16 protein-coding genes are annotated in these 20517 nt (G+C 65.1%); 6 read left to right on the top strand and 10 right to left on the bottom strand.

The window, feature by feature from the left end; all coding sequences use genetic code 11:
• Positions 1 to 39 precede the first annotated feature (39 nt).
• From G1E_RS03480 to G1E_RS03500, 5 genes are all read right to left on the bottom strand, one after another.
• Entirely contained in the window at positions 40 to 1575 is a 1536-nt protein-coding gene (locus G1E_RS03480) for a DHA2 family efflux MFS transporter permease subunit (protein WP_009686671.1), read from the bottom strand.
• Positions 1572 to 2765, bottom strand: coding sequence for an HlyD family efflux transporter periplasmic adaptor subunit (locus G1E_RS03485; protein ID WP_009686670.1), 1194 nt, complete (start codon positions 2763 to 2765; stop codon positions 1572 to 1574). Before G1E_RS03485 ends, G1E_RS03480 begins: the two co-directional genes overlap by 4 nt.
• Before the next feature lie 29 nt (positions 2766 to 2794).
• Positions 2795 to 3268, bottom strand: a complete 474-nt coding sequence (locus tag G1E_RS03490) for a MarR family winged helix-turn-helix transcriptional regulator (protein ID WP_009686669.1) — start codon at positions 3266 to 3268, stop codon at positions 2795 to 2797.
• 161 nt (positions 3269 to 3429) lie between these two features.
• Positions 3430 to 4062, bottom strand: coding sequence for a response regulator transcription factor (locus tag G1E_RS03495; protein ID WP_009686668.1), 633 nt, complete (start codon positions 4060 to 4062; stop codon positions 3430 to 3432).
• Between the two features lie 11 nt (positions 4063 to 4073).
• Positions 4074 to 5450 (bottom strand): sensor histidine kinase, encoded by a 1377-nt coding sequence (locus tag G1E_RS03500; protein ID WP_115295280.1) that lies wholly within the window; start codon positions 5448 to 5450, stop codon positions 4074 to 4076.
• 225 nt (positions 5451 to 5675) lie between these two features.
• Between G1E_RS03500 and G1E_RS03505 the strand changes: the two genes are divergently transcribed.
• The 3 genes from G1E_RS03505 (at position 5676) to G1E_RS03515 (ending at position 10321) form a co-directional block, all read left to right on the top strand.
• Positions 5676 to 7298: an acyl-CoA synthetase gene (locus G1E_RS03505; RefSeq protein WP_009686666.1), complete on the top strand. Its 1623-nt coding sequence runs from the start codon at positions 5676 to 5678 to the stop codon at positions 7296 to 7298.
• A gap of 105 nt (positions 7299 to 7403) precedes the next feature.
• Positions 7404 to 9173, top strand: a complete 1770-nt coding sequence (locus G1E_RS03510) for an acyl-CoA dehydrogenase C-terminal domain-containing protein (RefSeq protein WP_009686665.1) — start codon at positions 7404 to 7406, stop codon at positions 9171 to 9173.
• A gap of 140 nt (positions 9174 to 9313) precedes the next feature.
• The gene (locus G1E_RS03515; RefSeq protein WP_047149629.1) at positions 9314 to 10321 is read left to right on the top strand and encodes a FecR family protein; all 1008 of its coding nucleotides are present in this window, start codon (positions 9314 to 9316) and stop codon (positions 10319 to 10321) included.
• Positions 10322 to 10333: 12 nt separating this feature from the next.
• Here the strand turns inward: G1E_RS03515 and G1E_RS03520 are convergent, their stop codons facing one another.
• Positions 10334 to 11653 carry a Na+/H+ antiporter family protein gene (locus tag G1E_RS03520; RefSeq protein WP_009686662.1) on the bottom strand — a complete coding sequence of 440 codons (1320 nt, stop codon included), beginning with the start codon at positions 11651 to 11653 and terminating at the stop codon, positions 10334 to 10336.
• Positions 11654 to 11890: 237 nt separating this feature from the next.
• Here G1E_RS03520 and G1E_RS03525 point away from each other — a divergent pair, with 237 nt between their 5' ends.
• The 3 genes from G1E_RS03525 to G1E_RS03535 all read left to right on the top strand — a co-directional run bounded on the left by G1E_RS03525 (position 11891) and on the right by G1E_RS03535 (position 15977).
• Entirely contained in the window at positions 11891 to 14035 is a 2145-nt protein-coding gene (locus G1E_RS03525; RefSeq protein ID WP_009686661.1) for a methyl-accepting chemotaxis protein, read from the top strand.
• Positions 14036 to 14115: 80 nt separating this feature from the next.
• Complete coding sequence (locus G1E_RS03530) at positions 14116 to 15132, top strand: ABC transporter substrate-binding protein (protein ID WP_047149630.1); 1017 nt, start codon at positions 14116 to 14118, stop codon at positions 15130 to 15132.
• Positions 15129 to 15977 (top strand): proline/glycine betaine ABC transporter permease, encoded by an 849-nt coding sequence (locus G1E_RS03535; RefSeq protein ID WP_047149631.1) that lies wholly within the window; start codon positions 15129 to 15131, stop codon positions 15975 to 15977. Before G1E_RS03530 ends, G1E_RS03535 begins: the two co-directional genes overlap by 4 nt.
• Before the next feature lie 43 nt (positions 15978 to 16020).
• On the opposite strand, the gene ilvA is transcribed toward G1E_RS03535, so the two are convergent.
• The 4 genes from ilvA to G1E_RS03555 all read right to left on the bottom strand — a co-directional run bounded on the left by ilvA (position 16021) and on the right by G1E_RS03555 (position 20278).
• Positions 16021 to 17580, bottom strand: a complete 1560-nt coding sequence (gene ilvA, locus G1E_RS03540) for a threonine ammonia-lyase, biosynthetic (protein ID WP_009686656.1) — start codon at positions 17578 to 17580, stop codon at positions 16021 to 16023.
• 180 nt (positions 17581 to 17760) lie between these two features.
• The gene (locus tag G1E_RS03545; protein WP_009686655.1) at positions 17761 to 18192 is read right to left on the bottom strand and encodes a PACE efflux transporter; all 432 of its coding nucleotides are present in this window, start codon (positions 18190 to 18192) and stop codon (positions 17761 to 17763) included.
• Between the two features lie 79 nt (positions 18193 to 18271).
• On the bottom strand, positions 18272 to 19570 hold the full coding sequence (locus tag G1E_RS03550) for an ATP-binding protein (RefSeq protein ID WP_009686654.1): 1299 nt from the start codon (positions 19568 to 19570) through the stop codon (positions 18272 to 18274).
• A 6-nt stretch (positions 19571 to 19576) separates the two neighbouring features.
• Entirely contained in the window at positions 19577 to 20278 is a 702-nt protein-coding gene (locus G1E_RS03555; RefSeq protein ID WP_009686653.1) for a response regulator transcription factor, read from the bottom strand.
• Positions 20279 to 20517: the final 239 nt, after the last annotated feature.

The following is a 20517-nucleotide window of genomic DNA, read 5'->3' on the forward strand; positions in this document are numbered from 1 at the left end:
AGCGACAGCCGCCACCCCGTGCCAACCTGCACAACGGCGTCAATGCCCCGCCGACGCCGGCCCCGCCTTGGCGGTGAACGGTGGCTTGGCAAACCACACCAACAGGATCAACCCGGCGAACACCCAGGTCATCAGGGTGAAGTAGTCCACCGTGGACATCATGTAGGCCTGCCCGTTGAGTATCTGCTCAAGCTGCGCATAACTCTGCGGGTTGGCCCCGCCCAGCTGTTCGAGGGTATGCCGCGTGGTCGGGTCGAACTGGCTGATGTTCTCGCTCAGGTAAGCATGATGCTGGTCCGCCCGGCGAATCCAGATCCAGGTGGTCAACGACGCCGCAAAGCTGCCGCCCAAAGTCCGCAGGAAGGTGGCCAGCCCCGAGCCGTCGGCGATCTGCTGCGGCGGCAGGTCGGACAGCAGGATGCTCAAGGTCGGCATGAAGAACAACGCGACCCCGATCCCCATGAACAACTGCACCAGTGCCACATGCTGGAAATCCACCTCGCTGGTGAACCCGGCGCGCATGTAGCAGCTGCCCCCGATTGCCAGGAACGCCAGCCCCGCCAGCACGCGCAGGTCGAAGCGGTGCGCGTACTTGCCCACGAACGGTGACATGATCACCGGCAGCAAGCCGATCGGCGCCACCGCCAGGCCCGCCCAGGTGGCGGTGTAGCCCATTTGCGTCTGCAACCACTGCGGCAGGATCAGGTTGATACCGAAGAACCCGGCATACCCCCCGACCAGCACCAGCGTGCCTACGCGAAAATTGCGGTGCACGAACAGCCGCAGGTTCACCACCGGGTGGCGGTCGGTCAGCTCCCAGATCACGAACACCGCCAGGAACACCACCGATATCAGGCTACCGGCGATGATGAACGACGACTCGAACCAGTCCAGGTCGTTACCCTTGTCCAGCACCACCTGCAACGCACCCACGCCAATGATCAGTGTCAGCAGGCCGATGTAGTCCATCGGCTGGCGGCTGGTCACCACCGGCCGGGTGCGCATTTGCTGGCGCACTACTGCAGCAGCGAACAGGCCGATCGGCACGTTGATGAAGAAGATCCATGGCCAGCTGTAGCTGTCGGTGATCCAGCCACCCAAAATCGGCCCGGCAATCGGCGCCACCACCGTGACCATCGCCAGCAGCGCCAGGGCCATCCCCCGTTTCGCCGGCGGGTAGACGGCAATCAGCAGGGTCTGGGTCATGGGATACAGCGGCCCGGCCACCACGCCCTGCAGCACGCGGAAGCCGACCAGCTCCGGCATGGACTGGGCGATACCACACAGGAACGAGGCCAGCACGAACAGCAACGTGGCCCAGATGAACAGCTTCACCTCACCAAAACGCCGGCTCAGCCAGCCGGTGAGCGGCAAGGCAATGGCATTGCTCACCGCGAACGACGTGATGACCCAGGTGCCCTGCTCGTAGCTGACGCCCAGGTTGCCGGAAATGGTCGGCAAGGCCACGTTGGCAATGGTGGTGTCGAGCACCTGCATGAACGTGGCCAGCGACAGGCCGATGGTGGTCAGCAGCAGGCTCGGCGGGGTGAACTGCGCTGCGGCGTTATCGCTCATCGCTGCGCCGTCTTGCCAGGGGCGCTGTTTTCGTGGATCAGCTTGGCAATCAGGGTATCGGCTTCGCCCAGCTGGCGGTCATAAACCTCAGTGGTATAGCTGGCCTTCTGCGGCGGTTGCTGGGCAAGGGTCGGGCCGCTCTGGTCGTGCAGGTTGACCTCGACCACGGTGGACAGGCCGATACGCAGCGGGTGGTCCTTGAGTTGCTCGGGGTTCAGGTGAATACGCACGGGCACCCGCTGCACGATCTTGATCCAGTTGCCCGTGGCGTTCTGCGCCGGTAGCAGGGCGAAGGCGCTGCCGGTGCCTGCGCCGAGGCTGTCGACGGTACCGCTGTACGTCACTGCGCTGCCGTAAAGGTCAGCACTGATCTCTACCGGCTGGCCAATCCGCATGTCGCGCAACTGGGTTTCCTTGAAGTTGGCGTCGATCCATACCTGGTCCAGCGGGATCACCGCCATGGTCGCGGTGCCCGGCTGCAGGCGCTGGCCCAGCTGCACGGTCCGCTTGGCAACATACCCGGTGACCGGCGCCACCAAGGTAGTGCGCGCGTGGTCGAGGTAAGCCTGGCGCAGGTCGGCCGCAGCCGCCATGACCTCGGGGTGCGACGACACCACGGTGTCGTCGACCAGGGCACTGCTGGTGCTCAGTTGCTGGCGGGCGCTATTGACCGCGGCCTGGGCCACGCTCAGGTCATCGCGGGCGTGGGACAGCTCCTCGGCAGCGATGGCACCGCTGTCGGCCAGCACCTTGCGCCGGTTGAAGTCCTGCTGCGCCTTGCGCAGTTCGGCCTGGCGGGTCGCCAGCTGGGCCTTGAGCGAGTCGACATTGCTGTACAGCCCGCGCACCTGGCGCACGGTGCGCGCCAGGTTGGCTTCGGCCGACTGCAGGGCCACCTGGCTGTCGGCCGGGTCGAACTGCAGCAGCACCTGGCCGGCATGCACCAGGTCGCCGTCATCGGCGCCAATGCTGGTCACAGTGCCGGTGATCAAGGGGGTGATTTCCACCACGTTGCCATTGACGTAGGCGTCGTCGGTGCTTTCATACCAGCGGCCGACCAGGCTGTACCAGGCCCAGGTGCCGATGCCGGCAAGCACCAGCAGCAACAGCAGGCCAAGCAGCCAGGCCTTGCGCTTGCGCGACGGCTCGGGCGCTGCGGAGGGTGTCGGGGTGTCTGTGGAAGTGGCCATGACAATACCTTGAAAATTCGTGACAGGGTTCAACGGTCGCCGAAGCGGCGCACCGTCAAGGGGTCGCCGGCATTGAGCAGGACCTTGGCCAACAGGCCTTCCAGGGTCTGCAACTCTTCTGGGGCCAGCACGCCGCACAGTTCGTTCATGGCGGCAGCGCCGATTTCCGGCAGGCGGTCGGCCAGGCGCTGGCCATCGGCCGTCAGCGCCAGGCGCACCTGGCGCCGGTCGTCGGCGCAGCGGTTACGCACGATCAGCTCCTTCTGCTCGAGGCGGTCGAGCATGCGGGTCATCGAACCGCTGTCCAGCCCGAGGTAGCGACACAGTTCGGCCGGCGTATCCACCTGGTACTGGGTGACGATGATCAACACCTTGAACTGGGCGGCGGTCACGCCCTCCGACTCCAGGTGCCAGTCGAGGATGCGGTCCTTGAGGATCGCCGCGCGCCCCAGCAGCATGCCAATGGCGCAGCTCTGGAAGTTTTCGGGGGAAAAATGGGCCATCGATAACCGCTCGGGGAGTTGTGTGAAAATATTACTGCCTAGGCAGTGAATGTCAAAGCCTTGATTAGCTTGCTATGCAAAATTTCATCATTCAGCCCGTTCGGTACCCACGGTCGTGGCTTGCGCAAGCCCCGCCCTTGGCCATGGCGCCACCCGCGTTGCTACTGCCGAGCCCGCAGCCCCAACGCTTCGACCGCCCCGCAGGCTATGGCCATGCCCACCAGCTCTGCCAGGCTGGCCGCCTGGAGCCGCTTCATTACCCGGCCGCGGTAAAGGTCGACGGTTTTCACACTGATGCCCAGGCGCTCGGCGATTTCACGGTTGCTCAGCCCTTGGGCCAACGGCACGAACACGTCACGCTCTCGCGGTGTGAGGCTGTCGATACGCGCCTGCACCTGCGCCAGCGCCTGATCGCCCTGGCGTACCCGCCCCGCGCGCTCCAGTGCGGCCTGCACACTGTCGAGCAGCAACTGATCGTTGTAGGGCTTTTCGATGAAGTCACAGGCGCCCGCCTTGAACGCCCGTACCACGATGGGCACATCGGCATGCCCGCTGACGAACACCACCGGCAGGGCCAGCCCACGCGCGTGCATGGCCTGCTGCACGGCAAGGCCACCGAGCCCCGGCATGCGCACATCCAGGAGCACGCAGGCAGGCCCGTCGTCGACGCACGCCTCCAGAAACGCCTGCCCGGTGGCAAATGGCAACGCCTGCAGGCCTACCGACTGCAGCAACCAGACGGTCGAATCACGCATCCCCTGGTCGTCATCGACCACATAGACTTTTGCTTGCACCGCAGCTCCCCTTAGCGCCTGCTGACCACCAGCCGGCAGCACAATACCAGACCACCGTTGTCTCCCACCCGCGCCCACAGGCTGCCGCCGAAGCCTTCGATCAGGCTGCGGCTCATGCTCAACCCCAGGCCCAGGCCATCCGCCTTGCTGGTGGTGAACGGCGTAAAAATCGCGTCCAGGCGTTCAGGCGCGACCCCTGTGCCCTGGTCGGCGACTTCGACCAGCACGCCGTCGCCATCCCGCGTTGCGCCAAGCAGGATATGCGATGGCCGCTCGCCGTGGTGTTCACGGTTGGCCTCTATGGCATTGCGCAGCAAGTTGAGCAGCACCTGCTCCAACAGCACCCGGTCGGCGTACACCGAAGGCAGTTGCGCGCTGACGCGTAGCTCGATCTGCACCTGGTCACGGGCGGCCTCCCAGGCGCACAGGCGCATGGCTTCGCCAGCCACTTCAGCCACGTCCAGCGCCTGCAGGCGCCGCGGCCCCTTGCGCAGGAACGCGCGCAGGCGGCGGATCACTTCGGCGGCATGGGTAGCCTGCTCGCTGATACGCTGCAGGCCCTGCCCCACCCGCTCCAGGGCTTGCGGGTCACGCCCCAGGCTGTGCAGGTAGCGCTGACTGGCGTTGGCATAGTTGACCACGGCAGCCAGCGGCTGGTTGAGCTCATGGGCAATGCCCGAAGCCAGTTCACCCAGGGTGGCCAGCCGCGCGCTGTGCGCCAGGTTCTCCTGGGCTTCGATTCGCAAGGTGATGTCGCGAGACACGCTGACCACCTCCACCACCGCGCCCGTGTAGGTTTCGCGGATCGCCCGGCTGGCGATCTCGAACCAACGGTAGCCCCCGCTGGCCTGGCGCACCCGGCAAGTCATGGTGTGGTAGCCGTCCTGGTCCAGTGCAGCGGCGGCCTGGCGCAGCACCTGGCGGCGCTCCCGCGGGTGCAGCAGGCCATGCACCAGCCTGCCACGCAGTTGCTCAGGCCAAAGGCCCAACAGACGGTGGGCGGCCGGTGAGGCATCGAGAAAACGGCCATCGGGGCTGTGCCGCGAAATCAGGTCGGTGGTGTTCTCGATGATCAACCGGTACAGGCGCCTGGCGCGGCTGGCTTCGCGTGCCCCCTGGCGCTCTTCGCTGGCGTCACGGCAGCGGCCCAGCACCTGTTGGCCCTGGTCGTCCGGCATGAAGGTCCAGAGCACGGTGCGCGCGCCGACCTGTACCTCCACGTCGCTGATTGCGCGGTGCTGGCGCAGGCAGGCGCGGACCAGCGCCGTACAGTTGGCCGGTAGCCAAGCACGCAACGTAGGCCCCTCGGCAACCCAGGCCTGCAAGGCCGGGTTCAGCGCCACCACGCTGGCATCGGCGGCCAGCAGCAGGCTCGGTTGTGGGTCCATGGCCAGCAGGCAGGCGGCAGGTTGATCCACGTTGAAGGGCTCCTATATAGTATTTCTACTATATTGCTATGGTCGATATTCCTATTACCATAGCCATTCGCGTAAAAATGCGACAGAGGGAGCGCCCCACCGTGCGCCTCCCTGTGCACCCTGAACAGAGCTAACAATCAGCCACCGGGGGCCAGGCAGCAGCCGCTGCGCCTGCCTCCCTTACAGGACTACCGCATGTCGATCTATGCCCAGGGCCTGCAGCCCGCTGCCGTCAACCATGTCGCCCTCACCCCGCTGAGTTTCATCGAGCGCACCGCCGCCGTGTACGGCGACTACCCCGCGGTCATTCACGGTGCCATCCGCCGTAACTGGCAGGAAACCTACCAACGCTGCCGACGCCTGGCCAGCGCCCTGGTCGGCCGCGGCATTGGCCGTGGCGACACGGTAGCGGTCATGCTGCCGAATATCCCGGCCATGCTCGAAGCGCATTTCGGCGTGCCGATGACCGGTGCCGTACTCAATACCCTGAATGTGCGCCTGGACGCCGAGGCCATTGCCTTCATGCTGCAGCATGGCGAAGCCAAGGTGCTGATCACCGACCGCGAATTCCACACGGTCATCGCAGCCGCCCTGGCCCTGCTCGAGCACCCGCCACTGGTGGTGGATGTGGATGACCCGGAATACGGTGAGGGCCGCGCAGTCAGCACGTTGGACTATGAAGCCCTGCTTGCCGAGGGCGACCCGGCATTTGCCTGGGACTGGCCGGATGACGAGTGGCAGGCCATTTCGCTGAATTACACCTCCGGCACTACCGGCAACCCCAAGGGCGTGGTCTATCACCACCGTGGCGCGTACCTGAACGCCATTGGCAACCAGATGACCTGGGCCATGGGCCATCGCCCGGTGTACCTGTGGACCTTGCCGATGTTCCACTGCAACGGCTGGTGCTACCCCTGGACCATCACCGCCCTGGCCGGCACCCACGTGTTCCTGCGCCGGGTCGACCCGCAAAAGGTCCTGAACCTGATCCGCGAACACCGGGTCAGCCACCTGTGCGGTGCGCCGATCGTACTCAACGCCCTGGTCAACATGCCCGAGGCAGCCAAGGCTGCCATCGAGCACCCGGTGCAGGCGATGGTGGCCGGCGCAGCGCCCCCGGCCAAGGTCATTGGCGCCGTCGAGCAAATGGGCATCAAGGTGACCCACACCTATGGGCTGACCGAGGTCTACGGCCCGGTGACCGTGTGCGCCTGGCACGAGGAATGGGATGCGCTGACGCTGGAAGAGCGTGCGCAAATCAAGGCCCGCCAGGGGGTACGCTACCCCACCCTCGACGGGCTGATGGTCGCGGACCCGCAAAGCCTCGAACCTGTGCCGCGCGATGGCAACACCCTGGGCGAGATCTTCATGCGCGGCAATACCGTGATGAAGGGCTACCTGAAAAACCCGGAAGCTACCGCTGAAGCCTTCCGTGGGGGCTGGTTCCATACCGGCGACCTGGCCGTGTGGCACGCCGATGGCTATGTGGAGATCAAGGACCGGCTCAAGGACATCATCATTTCCGGCGGCGAGAACATCTCCACCATCGAAGTCGAGGACGCACTGTACAAGCACCCGGCAGTGCTGGAGGCCGCCGTGGTGGCCCGCCCGGACGAAAAGTGGGGCGAAACCCCGTGCGCCTTCGTCGCCCTCAAGCCCGGCCGCGAAGACACGCGCGAAGCCGACATCAGCAGCTGGTGCCGCGAGCACCTGGCCGGGTTCAAGGTGCCGAAGACGGTGGTGTTCGGTGAGCTGCCCAAGACCTCCACCGGCAAGATCCAGAAGTACTTGCTGCGCGACCGCGCCAGAACCCTCTGACCCCATGGGGCCTGTTCGCGGCTTGACCCACATGCGCCCGCTGTTGCGCGAGCGGGATCAGCCGCGAAGGGCCAACCCTGATGTGCCATTTTTCCAGAGCCGCCAATGACCACCTACACTGCCCCCCTGCGCGACATGCGCTTCGTACTGCACGATGTATTCAACGCCCCGGCCCTGTGGGCGCGCCTGCCGGCCCTGGCCGAGCACATAGACGCCGACACCGCCGACGCCATTCTGGAAGAAGCGGCCAAGGTCAGCAGCCAGCTGGTCGCCCCGCTCAGCCGCCAGGGTGACGAGCAAGGCGTGCGTTTCGACGCCGGCAGCGTCACGACGCCCGATGGCTTCCGCGAAGCGTGGAACACCTACCGCGAGGGCGGCTGGGTCGGCCTGGGCGGCAACCCGGCCTATGGCGGCATGGGCATGCCGAAGATGCTGGGGGTGCTGTTCGAAGAGATGCTCTACGCGGCCGACTGCAGCTTCAGCTTGTATTCGGCGCTGAGCGCTGGCAGTTGCCTGGCGATCGATGCGCACGCCAGCGAGGCGCTCAAGGCCACTTACCTGCCGCCCCTCTACCAAGGGCGCTGGGCCGGCACCATGTGCCTGACCGAGCCGCATGCCGGCACCGACCTGGGGTTGATCCGCAGCCGCGCCGAAGCCCAGGCCGACGGCAGCTACCGCATCACCGGCAGCAAGATCTTCATCACCGGCGGCGAGCAGGACCTGACCGAGAACATCATCCACCTGGTGCTGGCCAAGATGCCCGATGCGCCCGCCGGTGCCAAGGGCATCTCGTTGTTCCTGGTGCCCAAGTTCCTGGTTGACGCCAATGGCCGGCTGGGCGAGCGCAATGCTGCCCACTGCGGCTCGATCGAACACAAGATGGGCATCAAGGCCTCGGCCACCTGCGTGATGAACTTCGATGCAGCCACGGGTTATCTGGTGGGCGCCCCGAACAAGGGCCTGGCGGCCATGTTCACCATGATGAACTATGAACGCCTGTCGATCGGCATCCAGGGCATCGGCTGTGCCGAGGCGTCGTACCAGGCGGCTGCCCGCTACGCCAACGAGCGCCTGCAGAGCCGCGCCGCCGTGGGCCCGCAGCTGCGGGACAAAGCCGCCGACCCGATCATCCACCACGGCGATGTGCGGCGAATGTTGTTGACCATGCGCACCCTCACCGAAGGGGGCCGGGCGTTTGCCGCCTATGTGGGCCAGCAGCTCGACGTGGCGCGCTATGCCGAAGCTGGCAGTGAACGCGAGCAGGCCCAGCGCATGGTGGCGCTGTTGACCCCGGTGGCCAAGGCGTTCTTCACCGACAACGGCCTGGAAAGCTGCGTGCTCGGCCAGCAGGTGTACGGTGGCCACGGCTACATTCGCGAATGGGGCCAGGAGCAACGGGTACGTGATGTGCGCATCGCGCAGATCTACGAAGGCACCAACGGCATCCAGGCCCTCGACTTACTGGGGCGCAAGGTGCTGGCTGACGGCGGCCAGGCACTGGCCAGCTTCGCCGCCGAGGTACGGGCGTTCAGCCTGGAAGCCCCACTGCACCGGGCAGCCTTGCAGGCAAGCCTGACACGGCTGGAGGCCACCAGCGCGTGGTTGCAGGCACGCGCCACTGAAGACGCCAACCTGGTCAGTGCGGTGGCGGTGGAGTACCTGCAGCTGTTCGGGCTCACCGCGTATGCCTATATGTGGGCACGCATGGCGGCGGTGGCGTTGGCCAAACAGCATGAAGACAGCGGGTTTTACGGCGCCAAGCTGGCCTGTGCGGACTTTTTCTTCCAGCGCGTGTTGCCGCGCGAGTTGGCACTGGAGGCCAGCATTCGTGCAGGCAGTGCCAGCCTGTACGGGCTGGCAGCAGCGCAGTTCTGACGGCGGGCGCGAAAGGTTCTCAAACGCTCAAAACCGTTGCAATTCCAGCGGAAAACCGGCACAACTGATAGTCATTCGCCATTACCCAGGTTCTCCGGGGCCCATGCGCAAGGGTAGAATGCGCAAAACCCGGAGCCGCAATGAACCAAGACCGCCTCAAGCCCACCCCTGACGATGCGATCACCGACGCCGCCGCGCATTGGTGCATGCGCTTGCATGCAGACGATTGCACGGCGGCCGAGCGCGAGGCATTCCTGCGTTGGCAGGCGGCTGACCCCAGGCATGCCGATGAGTACCAGGCCATGCTGGAAATCTGGCAAACCGCCGACCTGCTGCCGCGCACCGCCACGATCATGGACGTCAACCCAGCGGCCATCGCCATCAGGCGCCGGCGTAACTGGCGCCCCCTGGCTTCTGCCGCCGCCATCGCCCTGGCCGTGCTGCCACTGGCGGGCTGGTTCGGCTGGGAACAGGGTTGGTTGCCCAATCGCTACCAGCACTTCGAAGCGACTGACCACATGCAGAGCGTGGTCCTGAGCGACGGCAGCCAGGTGCAACTCAACCTGCACAGCGAGCTGACCTTCCTCAATTACAAGGACCAGCGCCAGGTCACACTCAAGCGTGGCGAAGCGTTCTTCAAGGTCTGGCACGACAGCAGCCACCCGTTCATCGTGCGCGCCGGCCGCGGCCAGACGCGCGTGACCGGCACCCAGTTCAACGTGTGGAAGTATCGTGATCAGGTCAAGGTCACGTTGCTGGAAGGTTCGGTGCTGGTCTCCAGCGACGGCAGCGCCGGCGGCTATCGCCTTGGCCCTGGCATGCAGGCCAGCTACCACAAGGGCGACTTCGAACCGCAACTGGAACAGAGCGGCGACGTTGGCAATAGCCTGGCCTGGCGCAGCGGCAAGCTGGTGCTCGACAACCTCAGCCTGGAACAGGCACTACCGGTGATCAACCGCTACCTCGACGCGCCGTTGCGGCTGGCCGATGCCAGCACCGGGCGCATCCGCATCAGCGGTGTCTACAACACCCGCGAGGTGGAAGGCCTGGTCAACAACCTGCCCAAGGTGCTGCCGGTCTACCTGACCCGCAGCAAGGACGGCAGCACCGTGCTCAACCGCATTTCGCCGCCGCCCGGCAAAGGCTGACGCCCGCCCCGCCTACAAGGTCATGGCCGCCAGCCAGCCGAACGCCAGCAACGGCAGGTTGTAATGGATGAAGGTCGGGATCACGGTGTCCCAGATGTGGTGGTGCTGGCCATCCACGTTAAGCCCGGAGGTCGGGCCCAGGGTGGAGTCCGACGCCGGCGAGCCAGCATCCCCCAGGGCACCGGCAGTGCCGACGATGCATACCGTGGCCAGCGGGTCGAAGCCCAGTTGGACGCACAGTGGTACGAAGATCGCCGCCAGGATCGGCACGGTGGAAAACGACGAACCGATGCCCATGGTCACCAGCAGCCCCACCAGCAGCATCAGCAAGGCACCTACGCCCTTGCTGTGGTCGATCCACTGCGCCGAAGCCTGCACCAGGCTGTTCACCTCGCCCGTGGCCTTCATCACCTCGGCAAAGCCCGAGGCGGCGATCATGATGAAGCCGATCATGGCCATCATCTTCATGCCCTCGGTGAACAGGTCGTCGGTGTCGCGCCACTTGACGATGCCCGACAACGAGAAGATCAGAAAGCCGACCATGGCGCCGATGATCATCGAATCGAGCAGCAGTTGCACGATGAACGCCGCCGCAATCGCCAGCCCGGCCACCAGCAGCGTCACCGGGTTGTACTGCACGCTCACCTGCTCCACCTGGGCAATGCGTGCCAGGTTGTAGTCGCGTTTCTTGCGGTAGCTGACGAACACGGCCAACAACAGGCCGACAAGCATGCCGGCAGCCGGGATCGCCATGGCGTGGGTGACATTGACGCCGCTCACGTCGACACCGGCGCGGGCCACGTTGGCCAACAGGATTTCGTTGAGGAAAATGTTGCCAAAGCCCACCGGCAGGAACATGTAGGGGGTAATCAGGCCGAAGGTGATCACGCAGGCGATGAGCCGCCGGTCGATGCGCAGGCGGGTCAGCACATACAGCAGCGGCGGCACCAGCAGCGGGATGAAGGCGATGTGAATGGGCAGGATGTTCTGCGACGACACCGCCACCGCCAGCATCAGGCCGATCATCAGCCACTTGAGCTTGCCAGCATTGGCATGGCCCTGGCGGTCGATCATGGCCAGCGCGCGGTCGGCCAGGGCATGGGCCAGGCCGGACTTGGCGATCGCCACGGCGAAGGCGCCCAGCAATGCATAGGACAAGGCCACCGTGGCGCCACCACCGAGGCCGCCGTTGAAGGCCTTGAGCGTGCCTTCCATTCCCAGGCCACCGGTCAGGCCGCCGACGAGGGCGCCAATGATCAGGGCGATGACCACGTGCACGCGGGACAGGCTGAGTATCAGCATGATGCCGACCGCGGCGATCACTGCATTCATGGTGGGCTTACCTCTTTACGACAGAAAAAAGCGCGAACTCTGAAGCAGTGGGCGGCAGATGTCAAAATTGCCAGGTTGCGGCGGATTTCACCGGCGACAAATTTAAATTGAATGTTTGAATAAAGAAAAATCCTACAGCGCCGATACGGTGATGTTGGGGCCACTTGCCTGCCCCCACGACCTGCCCACCCTGCCCAAAGCCATAACCCTTACTGCATTGAAAAAGGGAACCGCCCCATGCCTTTGCGACAACTCTCCATCCAGTGGAAGATCACCCTGCTCGCCGGCCTTTGCCTGGCCAGCATCGTCACCCTGCTCGTCGGCCTGTCGCTGTACCGCATGGACCACAGCTCGGACCTGGTCAAGGCCAGCAGCATGCAGATGTTGACCGAGGCGGCGCAGTCGCGCATCGAGTCGCAAGGTGAAGTACAGGCGTTGAACATTCGCCGCCAGTTCATGGACGCCTACCAGTACGGTGCTGGTTTCGCCCGCCAGGTGCTGTTCCTGCGCGAACAGGCCGAAAAGCGCTTTCTCGATGCCTTCGACCTGCGCGAGGACATGACGCGCCAGGTACGCGCCGCCTTGCAGGCCAACCCCGACCTGCTTGGCCTGTCACTGGTGTTCGAGCCCAATGCACTGGACAACAAGGACAACCTGTTCGCCGACAAACCGGAACTGGGCAGCAACGAGACCGGGCGCTTCGCCTTGTACTGGTCGCAGCCGCGTGCCGGCCAGCTGACGGCCATGGCACTGCCTGAACATGACATGGCCAACACCGAGATCGGCCCCAGTGGCCAGCCGGCCAACACCTGGTGGGTATGCCCGCGCACTACCGGCAAGGTATGTGTGGTGGAGCCGTACTTCTATGCCATCGACGGCCAGCAAGTGCTGATGACCAGTATCGTTTTCCCGCTGACGGTCAATGGCAAGATCATCGCCACGCTGTCCATCGACATCAACCTCAACAGCCTGCAGGCACTCAGCGAAGAGGCCAGCCGCAACCTGTACGAGGGCCGCACCCGGGTCGGCATTCTCAGCCCGGTCGGCCTGCTGGCCGGCTACAGCGCCGACGCCAGCAAGCTGGCCCAGCGCGTCGACCAGGTCGACCCCGCCCATGGCGCCGCACTGGTGCGCAGGCTGGCCGCTGGCAAGCTGAGCATTCTGCATGACCAGCAGCGCCTGAAAGTGCTGGCCGCGTTCCGGCCAATCCCTGATGCCCAGCCCTGGGGCGTGTTGCTGGATGTGCCGGAAAATGCCCTGACCGGCCCCGCTGAAGCACTGAAGCAGGAACTGGACACACTGAACACCAGCGGAACCTTGCTGGAACTCGGCCTGGGCCTGGCTGCCGCGATCGCCGGCCTGCTGCTGGTATGGCTGATGGCGCGCGGGGTCACCCGGCCGATTCTTGGCGTGGCCGCCATGCTCAAGGATATCGCCAGCGGCGAAGGTGACCTCACCCGGCGCCTGGCTTACCAGAAGCAGGACGAACTCGGTGAACTGGCCGGCTGGTTCAACCGTTTTCTCGACAAGCTGCAACCGACCATCGCCGAGGTGAAACGCTCGGTGCAGGCCGCCCGGGGTACCGCCGACCAGTCTTCGGCGATCGCGACTGAAACCAGCGCCGGCATGGAGCAGCAGTACCGCCAGGTCGACCAGGTAGCCACCGCTTCGCATGAAATGAGCGCCACCGCTCAGGATGTGGCACGCAGCGCCGCCCAGGCCGCCCAGGCGGCACGTGATGCCGACCAGGCCACCCGGGAAGGCCTGGCGGTGATCGATCGGACCACCAGCAGCATCGACGCCCTGGCCGCCAACATGAGCGATGCCATGGCCGAGGTCGAGGGCCTGGCACAGAACAGCGAGAAGATCGGTTCGGTGCTGGAAGTGATCCGCTCGATTGCCGAACAGACCAACCTGCTGGCGCTCAACGCCGCCATCGAGGCAGCGCGCGCTGGCGAGGCCGGCCGGGGCTTTGCCGTGGTCGCGGACGAGGTGCGCAACCTCGCCCAACGCACTCAGGAGTCGGTGGAGGAAACCCGCCAGGTGATCGAGGCGCTGCAGAACGGCACCCGCGAAGTGGTCGGCGCCATGGACCAGAGCCACCGCCAGGCACAGGGCGGTGTCGAACAGGTAGGCCAGGCGGTGACCGCGCTGCAGCGCATCGGCCAGGCGGTGACGGTGATCACCGACATGAACCTGCAGATTGCCTCGGCCGCCGAGGAACAAAGCGCGGTGGCCGAGGAAATCAACAGCAACGTGGCCACCATTCGTGACGTGACCGAATCGCTGTCCGGCCAGGCCAATGAGTCAGCCCGGGTCAGCCAGTCGCTGAACAGCCTGGCCAACCAGCAGCAGGCGCTGATGGACCAGTTCCGCGTCTGAAGCATTGGGGGCGCCATTGGCCCCCAGGGCAGCCCAACCTCGTCGTCTACACTTGCCGCACTGTCGACGACGAGGTGCACATGAAAACAATCCCCGCGCTCCTGGCCGGGCTGCTGCTGACGGTTGGCCTGGCCAGCACCGATAGCGCAGCAGCGGCCGACCAGCCCGCTCCCATTCATTTCGGCGCCATCAGCTGGGAAAGCGGCGCACTCACCACCGAGATATTGCGGCTGATTGTCGAGCGCGGCTACGGCTACCCCACCGACACCCTGCCCGGCAGCACGGTCAGCATGGAGGTGGCGCTGGCACGTAACGACCTTCAGGTCATCGCCGAGGAGTGGGCCGGGCGCAGCCCCGCCTGGGTCAAGGCCGAGCAGGCCAGCCAGGTATTCGCCTTGGGCGACACGGTAAAAAATGCCGAAGAAGGCTGGTGGGTGCCGGCCTATGTGATAGAGGGCGATCCTGCCCGTGGCATCAAGCCCAGTGCCCCCGACCTGCGCCAAGTCCAGGACCTCAAGCGCTACCCGCAGGTGTTTCGCGACCCCGAGTCGCCCGACAAAGGCCGCTTCCTCAACAGCCCCAGCGGCTGGACCTCCGAAACCGTGAACAGCCAGAAGCTCAAGGCCTACGGTTTGAATGAGCTGTACACCAACTTCCGCAGTGGCTCCGGTGCCGCCATGGATGCCGAAATCACCTCGGCCATCCGCCGTGGCCAGCCCGTGCTGTTCTACTACTGGAACCCTACCCCCCTCATGGGCCGTTACAAGCTCGTACGCCTGCAAGAACCCCCGTTCGATGCCAACGCCTGGGCCACCCTCACCGATGCAAGCAACCCCAACCCCCAAGGCAGCCAGTCACTTCCGGCGAAATTGTCGATCGGGGTGTCCAAGGCGTTTCGCGATGGCTACCCAGACCTTGTGCGTGTCTTCGAGCAGGTCGACTTGCCAATCCAGCGCCTGAACCAGGCGCTGGCGAACATGAGTGAAAAGCGCACGCCACCGCGCGAAGCCGCGCTGGCCTTCCTGCGCGATAACCGCGAGGTATGGAAGGCCTGGCTGCCCGCCGATATCGCCGCCAAGGTCGAGGCCAGCCTGTGAGCGACGGTTTCCCTCAAGCCTTGCAGTTTTCCATCGCTGACAGCGTCAACCGCGTGGTCGACTGGCTGGTGTTGCACTACGGCGACCACTTGCGCAACGTGTCCGACCAGTTGCTGCAGGTGCTGGTCGGGCTGGAGAACCTGCTGCGCCTGTTGCCTTGGTGGCTGCTGCTGGCGATGGTCGGCCTGCTGGCCTGGCACGCCAGCCGCAGCCTGCTGCGCAGCGTGGTGCTGGTGGCCCTGCTAGCACTGATCGGCATGCTCGGGCTGTGGGACAAACTGCTGCAGACCCTGGCCTTGGTGCTGGTGAGTACGGGTTTGTGCGTACTGGTTGGCGTACCGCTGGGCATCCTGCTGGCCGCCCGGCCACTGGCCAGGCGGTTGTTGCTGCCAGTTCTGGATGTGATGCAGACACTGCCGGCGTTCGTGTACCTGATCCCGGTGCTGATGCTGTTTGGGCTGGGCAAGGTGCCGGCAGTATTCGCCACCCTGATCTACGCCCTGCCACCCTTGGTGCGCCTGACCCAGCTGGGCCTGAGCCAGATCGACCCGTCGCTGCTGAAGGCCGCCCATGGGCTGGGCGCCAGCCGCTGGCAGCGGTTGCGGCGTATAGCCCTGCCGCTGGCGCTGCCCAGCATCATGGCCGGGCTGAACCAGTCGGTGATGATGGCCTTGTCGATGGTGGTGGTGGCGTCGATGATCGGCGCGCGCGGCTTGGGTGAGGATGTGCTGGCGGGTATCCAGACCTTGAACGTGGGCCAGGGTGTGGAAGCCGGGCTGGCGATCGTTGCCCTGGCCATGGTCATCGACCGCATCAGCCAGGCCTACGGGCGCGGTGCACGCTGAACGGCGCGCCGGGTCCGCTTGACCGCGTACCCGCCGACCCGGCTCAGCCCAGGAACAGTGTGTAGGCCGGGTTGTCGGTCTCATCCCAGTACTGGTAGCCCATGGCATCCAGGGCCGTCGGCAAGCCCGCCAGCTCTTGCGCCGGCACTTCCAGGGCGGCGAGCACCCGGGCCTGGGCCGCGCCATGGTTGCGGTAATGGAACAGGCTGATGTTCCAGTGCTTGCCCAAGCGCTCCAGAAAACCCAGCAACGCCCCTGGCCGTTCCGGGAACTCGAAGCGCAGCACCCGCTCAGTAGCCCCCGGGGCGGCATGACCGCCCACGGTATGGCGCACATGCAACTTGGCCAACTCGTTGTCGGTCAAGTCCTGTACGGCGTAACCCTGCCCAGCCAGGCTGGCCAGCAGTTGCTTGCGCGGGTCGTGCACCGGGTGGGTCTGCACCCCGACGAACAGGCGCGCCTGCTGGCCGGGGTAGTAGCGGTAGTTGAACTCGGTGATCTGGCGTTTGCCCAGTGCCTGGCAGAACGCCCGGAAGCTGCCGGGTTGCTCCGGGATGGTCACTGCAATGATTGCCTCGCGCTGCTCGCCCAGTTCGGCGCGCTCGGCCACATGGCGCAAACGGTCGAAGTTGACGTTGGCGCCGGAATCGATCGCCACCAGGGTCTGCCCTTGTGCGCCGTGCTGCGCCACATACTGCTTGATCCCGGCCACTGCCAATGCGCCGGAAGGCTCGGTGATGGAACGGGTGTCATCGTAGATATCCTTGATCGCTGCGCACAGCTCGTCACTGCTCACCGTCAGCACCTCGTCGACGAAGTGCCGGCACAGCTCGAAACAATGCGCGCCGACCTGCGCCACCGCCACCCCATCGGCAAAGCTGCCCACCTGCGGCAGGACCACCCGCTCCCCCGCAGCCATTGCCGCTTGCAGGCAATTGGAGTCGTCCGGCTCGACGCCAATCACCTTCACTTCGGGGCGCAGGTACTTCACGTAGGCGGCGATACCGGCGATCAGGCCACCGCCGCCCACCGGCACGAAGATGGCGTCCAGCGCACCCGGGTGCTGGCGCAGTATTTCCATGGCCACCGTACCCTGGCCAGCGATGACATCGGGGTCATCGAACGGCGGCACGAAGGTGGCGCCGGCCTGGTCGGCCAGTTTCAAGGCATGGGCCAGGGCATGCGGGAAGCTCTCGCCGTGCAACACCACATGGCCACCGCGTGAGCGCACCCCCTCCACCTTCAACGACGGTGTGGTGGTGGGCATGACGATGGTGGCCTGCATGCCCAAGTGCGCAGCTGCCAGGGCCACGCCCTGGGCATGGTTGCCCGCCGACGCCGTGATGACCCCGCGCTCGCGTTGCGCGGTGCCAAGCCGCGACAGGCGGGTGTAGGCACCGCGGATCTTGAACGAGAAAGTCGGCTGCAGGTCTTCACGCTTGAGCAACACCTGGTTACCCAGGCGGGCAGACAAGGCCGGGGCAGCTTGCAGCGGCGTTTCGATAGCCAGATCGTACACCGGCGCGGCAAGAATGCGCCGCACATGCTCCGACAGCAGTTGCTGGGGGGTTGCTGGGGTACGGGGGGTGCTGAAGCTGGTCATCGATGACTCCTTGGCTTTGTTACGTTGCCCAGGAGTCAGAGAGAAAAAACCCGCCTCCAGGGCGGGTTCGGTGCACGTACGCGCTAGCCCGCCAAGCTGATAATGGCGGTAATAATGATGGCGTTCACGTGCGGGTAAGTGTTCATAGACCAGGAACTTAGCCTGCCGCGCAGGCCCACGTCAACACTTGGCTTGCTGCGCCGACAGCGGCACATCGAACACTTTGTCGAAGCCCCACTGGAACACGAAGGCGTAGACGAAGAAGAACACGAACAATGCCAGGTTGGTGAGCAGCGCCGCCCACAGACTGACGTTCAGCCAGTAGGCCACCAGCGGCAGCAGGATCAGCACCAACCCACCCTCGAAACCCAGGGCGTGCAGCAGGCGCCGGGTGAACGTACGTTCACGCCGCTGCTGGCGCGCCTCCCAGCGCTCGAACACCCAGTTGTAACCCATGTTCCAGCTCATGGCGATGCCTGACATCAGCACCGACAGCACTGTGGATTGCGCCATGCCGGCGCCGAACGCCAACGCCAGTGCCGGGGCCACGCAGGCGACGGCGATGGCCTCGTAAAGAATGGCCTGAACGATCTTGCGTGCCTTGCCTTGCATGTTCAGCTCCCTGGCTTGAAGAACTGTAAACCTACAAGAACTGGCCGAGAAGAAAAAGCCTGTACGCCCCTGCCGCCTGCTAACGGGCAGGCAAGCGGATGCGGAACTGCGCCCCGCCCAGCGCCGACTGTGCGACAGTCAACGTACCGCCCTGGCCCTCGATCGCACGCCGGCTGATCGCCAAGCCTAGGCCAAAACCACCGGTGTTCCGGTCACGACTGCGGTCCAGCCGGTAGAACGGCTGGAAGATCCGCTCCCGCTCCGCTACCGGAATGCCGATACCGTCGTCTTCCACCGTCAACAGGCACGCGCCGTCCTGGTCCAGGCACAAGCGCAGCAACAGGCTCTGGTCACAGTAACGCATGGCATTGCGCACCAGGTTCTGCACGGCCCGGGCGGTGAGCCGCGGGTCCAGCACAAAGCGGGGTAGCTCGCTTTCGGCGCGAACTTCCCACTGGATGCCGCGGCCATCGAGCTCCTCGGCGAAGCCGCCCAGCACGCTGTCGACCAGTTCCAGCAACGACACCTCGACCCGCTCGCGGGCCTGGTCGGCGTTGTACAGCCGGCTGTACGACAACAATTCCAGCACCAGCTCATCCAGCTCGCGCACATGGCCAACCAGTTCCAGCAAGCGCTTGCGGCTGGCTGGCGGCACTTCGTCGAACAACAGCACCAGGCCGAAGTCGAGCCGGGTCAACGGCGTACGCAGCTCGTGCGACACCGCATTGAGCAGCTCGCGTTGCTGGTTGACGTGCCGCTCAAGGTCGCTGGCCATGGTATCGAACACCCCGGCCAGCTCACCGATGTTGGAGTGCGGCGAGATGTGCGTACGCTCGGCCATGTGCCCCTGGCCCAGGCGCCGTGCGGTTTCCTTCAGGCGCTCCAGGTCCCGCCAGTGCGGCCACACCCACAGCAGCAGGCAGCCGAGCATGGCGGCACCGATCAAGACGGTCACCCCCCAGGACAATACGTTGATGTCGAACGGGTCGGGCGGCGAATGCAGCTCTACCAGCCACTGTTTGTCCAAGGGGGCCAGCACGGTTTCGTAATAGCCCCACTCGCCAATGCGTACCGCGTGCAGCCCCTGCGCCAGGCGCGCCTGCTCCAGGTCGCTCAGGCCCGCCTGGTCCATGGGCAACAGCCGCAGTTGCAGCGGTGCGAAATCACCGGCCAGCTCCTGCGCTACCGCTGGCCACTGCTCGCGCGGCGCCTGACGGAACTGGCGCACGACCATCGACTGCACACCCTTGGCCTGGTCCAGGTTGTAGGCCATGAACCGGTCATGGAACAGACCGACGATACTGTCGGGGATAAGCAGCAGCGCACCGGCGTAGGCAATGATGATCACCAGGTACAGCCGCACCAGGATCTTGAGCATGGCCGGTCAGCACTCCCACTCGACGCGGCTGAACAGATAGCCCTTGCCCCATACGGTCTTGATCTTGCGCGCTTCACCGGCGTTGTCGTCGAACTTGCGCCGCAGCTTGGAAATGGCCACGTCCACCGAGCGGTCGGTGCCATTGAATTCGATGCCCCGCAGTTGCTGCAGGATGCGGTCGCGGTTCAGCACTTCGCCGGCGTTGCGCGCCAGCACCACCAACAGGTTGTACTCGCCGCTGGACAACTCCACTTCGTCGCCGCGCCAGCTGACCGTGCGTTCGGCCAGGTCGATGCGCAGGCCGCCGATCACGATCAGGTCGTGGTCCAGCCGTGGCTCGTTGACACTGCTGCGGCGCAGCAAGGTACGCACCCGCGCCAGCAGCACACGGGGCTCGCAGGGTTTGCTCACATAGTCGTCGGCACCCATTTCCAGGCCCAGTACCTGGTCGTGGCTGTCGTCACGGGCGGTCAGCATCAGGATCGGCAAGCCTTGCGATTCCTGGCGCAACAGGCGGCAGACCTGCAGGCCATCGAGGCCCGGCAGCATCAGGTCGAGAATGACCAGATCGGGCTTTTGCCGGCGGTACTCGTCCAGCACATGATCGCCGCGGGCGATCACCTGGACGTGGAAGTCGTTGCGTTGCAGGTAGCTGGCGATCAACTCGGACAGGGCGCTGTCGTCTTCGACCAGGAGAATATTCGGCATAGGTGCTTGGGAATCTAGGTTGTGTTGGGCCTTGCCGGCCTCTTCGCGGGCTTGCCCGCTCCCACAGGTACAGCACAGATTTCAGATACTGTGCGGTCCTTGTGGGAGCGGGCAAGCCCGCGAAGAAGCCGGCACAGGAATACTCAGGATATAGAACACTGCAACACCACAGGCTTGTTCTTTACATTTTTTCACACTCGCCCTACAGGTATTAACAGCCGCCCAGCAATGCCTGCCGT

The sequence above is a fragment of the Pseudomonas sp. TJI-51 genome (assembly GCF_000190455.2).
GTDB classification, from domain to species: Bacteria; Pseudomonadota; Gammaproteobacteria; order Pseudomonadales; family Pseudomonadaceae; genus Aquipseudomonas; species Aquipseudomonas juntendi.